The sequence below is a fragment of the Acidimicrobiales bacterium genome (genome assembly GCA_036273495.1).
Classification (GTDB): Bacteria; Actinomycetota; Acidimicrobiia; order Acidimicrobiales; family JAJPHE01; genus DASSEU01.
Genome location: DASUHN010000075.1, coordinates 1 through 4,804, shown reverse-complemented (window position 1 = coordinate 4,804; position 4,804 = coordinate 1). Strand labels below are relative to the sequence as shown.

The window sequence follows — 4,804 nt, the reverse complement described above, 5'->3', positions numbered from 1 at the left end:
CTGTCCGACTGCAGCTGGAAGGCACCTGCGTCGCAGAGGCCGCCTTCACCGCCCGCGCGGGGACGCCGGTTGCTTCCGACCTCGTCGCTGGTGACGGTTTGGCCACCCAGGTCCTTGCAGGTCCCGGTGCTGGTGCCCAGTGCCTTGCTGGGGCTGGCGTCGGTCGAGAAGATCGCCATCGTCTCGGGCACGCTGGTGCCGTTCTGGGAGAGCGGGAGCAGATGAGGGTCGGCTATCACCTGAGCCTCGGAGTCACACGTGCTGTCTCCGAACACGTTGCTTCCGGCGTCGTCGATGGCCGATCCGGCACATTGCCGACCGGGGGCGTAGGCCAGGATCGACGAGAGCACGTGGGCGGTGCCGTTGTTGAAGAGAGTAGACGTGCCTGTGGCACCCGGGTTGTCGGCGAGGGTGTCGAAGGACAGATTGGCGGTCCCCTCGGTGTCGTTGAACAGGGCGGTCGCTCCCGCCTCGGGCTGGATCGTGTTGCGCGCCAGGGTCGAGTTCAGCATGGTCAGGGTTCCGGAGTTGTAGACCCCTCCCCCCTTGCCGCCTGCGGAGTTACCCGCAATCGTCGAGCCTGTGACCGTCAGGTCCCCGGTGTTGGCGACTCCGGCGCCGTTGCTCGAGGTCCCGTTGCCGGAGATGGTCGAGCCGGACACGGTGGCCCCGGTCGTGCCGTCGAGCAGGGCCACGTTGTAGACCCCGCCACCCTGGTCGGCCGAGTTGCCCGACACGGTCGCACCGGTGATGGTCAGGCTCCCATGCGAGTCGTTGTAGACGCCGCCGCCGGTGCTGTCGTCGGCCTGGTTCCCGGAGACCTGACCCCCGGTCACGGTCAGGGTGCCGTCGTTGTAGATGCCGCCCCCGTTGCCGCCCGCGGCGTTACCGGAAACGGTGGTGTCGGTGAGGCCGAGCTGAGCGTCGGTGCCGTTGAAGATCCCGGCTCCCGACCCCCCCGAGGAGTTCCCGGAGATCGTCGCGCCGGTCACATCCGCCGTCCCGGCGTTGTGGAGGGCGCCGCCGGTCCCGCTGCCGCCGGAGGTGGCGACGTTGCCGGTGAGGACCGTGCCGGACTGGATGTGGAGGGTTCCGTGGAATTCGTTGTAGATCCCGCCGCCCCCCGCTCCCTCGTCCATGCCGCCGGAGATGGTCGACCCCGAGATGGTGAGATCCCCGAAGTTGTCGATTACGCCGGCGGACACCGGGCCACTCCCACCGTCGATGGTGACCCCCTGGATCGCCGCGGTCCCGCCGTCCTCGACGCTCAGTGTCGTGGACCGCAGAGCACTGGCCTCAACGACGGTGCTGGCGGAGCCCGGCCCGCTGATGGTGAGCACGGTGCTGTCCTGGACGGCGAGGGGACCCCCGTTCTCCTGGCCGGGACCGAGGGTCAGGGAGTAGTGGCCGGCCGCCAGGTTGACGGTGAACGGACCGGACTGCTCGTTGCCGTTGGCGTAGGTGACGGCTGAGCGGAGGGACGGGCAGGACACCGTCGGGCTCGAGCCGGAGCAGGCGTCGGTGTTGTCGGTGAAGCCGGTGACGGTGATCGTCGTTGCGCCGGCCGCCCGGGCCGGAGCAGCCCCGGCCAGGGCGATGCCGCAGGTGACGGCGGTAGCCGAGAGGATGGCCGCGGCTCGCCGGACACGATGGCGCGTGATCAGACGGAGACCGGGTTGACCTGTGATGGAACCACCGTGCACGGCTTCCTCCCGCTGGTTACTGCGGGCCGTCCCATAGCGCAACGACGCCGCCGTCGATACTTGGTGGGACCCTAAGAAGCCCGGCCCAACGCAGCGCCGGTGTTCTCACAACTTGTGGTCAACTGACCGCGGGCGGTTAATGGCCCCAAAGCCATGAGCGGGTACAGACCGGACGTAGGGGCGCAACCGACCAGCCGGGCCCTCCGACCCGTCAGCCAGGTCGGCCCGAGCCGCTCAGACGACGCTGGGTGCGACCTCCGGAGGGATCGGCCCCCCGGCCGGCTCGATGTCCCCTATGGGACTGGCAGTCCGGGGGGTCCGGATGACGGCGATCGAGATGACCACAGCCCCGGCCATGATCCCCGCCCCCACGAAGATGGCCCGGGTGTACCCATGGGTGACGCCGGCGTTGACCACTGCGGTGGTGACGTGGTGGGACGATGCCGCCGCGGCGCCGATGTAGCGACGGGCGGCGGAGATGGCGACGGTGCCCAGAACGGCAAGACCCAGTGCGCCCCCCACCTGCTGGCCGGTGTTCAGCAGGGCAGAGGCCAGCCCGGCCTCCTCGGGCGCCACGCCGGAGATGGCCGTCACCGTCAGCGGAACGAAGGACTGCCCCATTCCCAGGGCCAGGAGCACGAGCGGCAGGATCAGGTCGAGGTAACCCGATCCGGGAGTGAGCCGGGTCAGCCACAGCAGCCCGACCAGAGCAAATACGGGACCGGTTATCAGCGGCCGCCGGATGCCGACGCGGGTCAACAGGCGGGCCGTGGTCATCGCCGCGATCATGATCCCGGCCGACATGGGCAGGAACGCGACCCCCGCCCGTACCGCCGAGTAGCCGTGCACGTTCTGGAGGTACTGGGTGAGGAAGAAGAACATCGAGAACACGGCCATCCCGAGGGTCAGCATCATCAGGTAGGCCCCCGCCCGGTTGCGGTCGGCGAATATCGACAGCGGCATCAGCGGAGCGGCGGCGCGGGTCTCGATCACGAGGAAGGCACTCAGCAATAGGCCCGCAGCCCCGAGGGGCGCCAGGGTGCCGAGCGAGCCCCAGGAGTGGGTGGCGGCATTGGTGAGTCCGTAGACGAGACTGAGCATGCCGGCCGTGGCGGTGACCGCTCCCGGCGTGTCCAACCGCCCGGGGCGGCGTTCCGATTCGGCCAGGACCCGCGGCGCCAGGACCAGGCCAAGGGCCCCGATCGGCACGTTGACGAAGAAGATCCACCGCCACGAGACGTAGGACGTGAGCACCCCCCCGAGGAGGAGGCCGATGGCCCCCCCGGCCCCGGACATGGCCGAGTAGACGCCCATGGCCCGGTTGCGCTCGGGACCCTCGGCAAAGTTGACCGCGATCAGGGACAGGGCGGTGGGAGAGGCGATCGCTCCGCCCACCCCCTGCAGCCCCCGCGTGATGATCAGCCACGCCTGGTCGGTGGCGAAGCCGCCGAGCAGCGACGCCCCGACGAAGATGGCGATGCCCACCATGAACATCCGGCGCTTGCCGTAGAGGTCACCGGTGCGTCCCCCGAACAGCAGCAGCCCCCCGAAGGTGAGGGCGTAGGCGGTGATCAGCCATTCGAGGCTGGCCGAGGAGAAGTGGAGGGCCCGGTGGATCGTCGGCAGGGCCACGTTGACGATGGTCGCATCGAGGATCACCATGAGCTGGGCGCAGCTGATCACCACCAGAGCCAGTCCGGGGCGCCGTGTGACGTGGACGCTGGTGGCGTCGGGGGGTACGACGTTGGGCATGTTCAATCCCTTCTGGCGCTGAGCGACGGGAGCAGGACGGTGTCGATGACCTTCTCGAGGAACTCGGGCGTGGGTGGCTCGCCGGTCGTCACCAACCGGAATACGCACATGCTGGGAATGACCAGCCCGATCAGGTCCAGGTCGTCCGGCTCGGGAATCTCTCCCCGGCTCACCGCCCGGCGGTAGAGCTCCTCGACGACTGACTGCGGGGGACGCGAGACGGTGGCCAGTGTCTCGCGGAGCTCGGGGTGGGCGAGCAGGGCCGAGACCAGCCCGGCCATGACCCGGGCGCGGGGGACCGGGGCGTCGTCGTCCCAGAGCCTCCGGGCCAACGCCAGCGCGTCCCCGCGCAGGCTTCCGGTGTCGGGCAGCTCGGCCGCGCCCAGCGCCTCGTTGACGAAGGCGTCGATGACCAGGTCGGCCTTGGAGGGCCACCGGCGGTAGACGGTCGCCTTGCCCGCCTTGGCCCGGGCCGCCACCGCGTCGATGGTCATGCGGTCGTAGCCGATCTCGGCCACCAGCTCGAGGGCGGCCCTCCGCAGAGCCGCGTCCCGGCCGGGGTCGAGGGGGCGCCCGCCGGCGGGGCGGGGATCCTCCACCTCGACGTCATCGATGCGGCAGGCTGCTTCGGTCATTGCAGGGTCCAATCCGAAACGGTCCCGTTCCGATACTAATCCGTTCCATAATCGGGGTCAAGGGGTCAGCTCATCCACACCACATCACCCTTCCTCGTCGGAGCCTGGTAGGCAGCCGGCTCTCGCCGGGATGAGGTGGCCGGGCCGGCGGCCCCGCACGGGTGCCGGGACATACCTTCATTAATCGTAAGTTTTCATTCACTTTATGAAGGTGACCGCTCCGGGACTGGCCCCCATCCTCCGGTCGGACACTCAGGGACGGCTGCTTGCCGAGGTTCTCACCGACCCAGCTCGCGAACACTCCCTTACCGCTCTAGCCGCACACGTGGGAACGTCCCTCCCCACAGCCATTCGGGAGGTCGACCGGGCCGAGGATGCCGCCCTCGTTCGGACCCGGCGGGTGGGCAAGGCTCGCCTGGTCCGAGCCAATCCGGACCACCCCCTCTACGAGCCCTTCCGTCATGTCATCCTTGCGACCTTTGGGGCGCCCGCCGTGGTCGCCGAGGAGCTTCAGAGGTGGCGAATAAGAACGGTAAGATCACCTCCGGGCAGGGTCTTCAGTTGGCTGCTCCTCTTTCCGTGGCGGGAAAGACCATCGGGTGCTGAGGAAGCGGTTGCCGCGTCCGTCACCGGGTCGGCTCATCGGTTGACCTTGGCTCGTCTCCCGCGGCGACGTCACAGCGCGGCCGAACCAGGACTGCTGCAGAGAGAGAG

Annotated in this window: 3 protein-coding genes; all 3 read right to left on the bottom strand. The window is 69.1% G+C overall.

Annotated elements, in window-relative coordinates; translation table 11 throughout:
* A partial coding sequence (locus VFW24_02865) for a right-handed parallel beta-helix repeat-containing protein (protein HEX5265690.1) occupies positions 1-1,703 on the bottom strand: 1,703 nt, incomplete at its 3' end.
* Positions 1,704-1,937: 234 nt separating this feature from the next.
* Positions 1,938-3,455: an MFS transporter gene (locus VFW24_02860; GenBank protein ID HEX5265689.1), complete on the bottom strand. Its 1,518-nt coding sequence runs from the start codon at positions 3,453-3,455 to the stop codon at positions 1,938-1,940.
* Between the two features lie 2 nt (positions 3,456-3,457).
* Entirely contained in the window at positions 3,458-4,090 is a 633-nt protein-coding gene (locus VFW24_02855; protein ID HEX5265688.1) for a TetR/AcrR family transcriptional regulator, read from the bottom strand.
* Positions 4,091-4,804 lie beyond the last annotated feature (714 nt).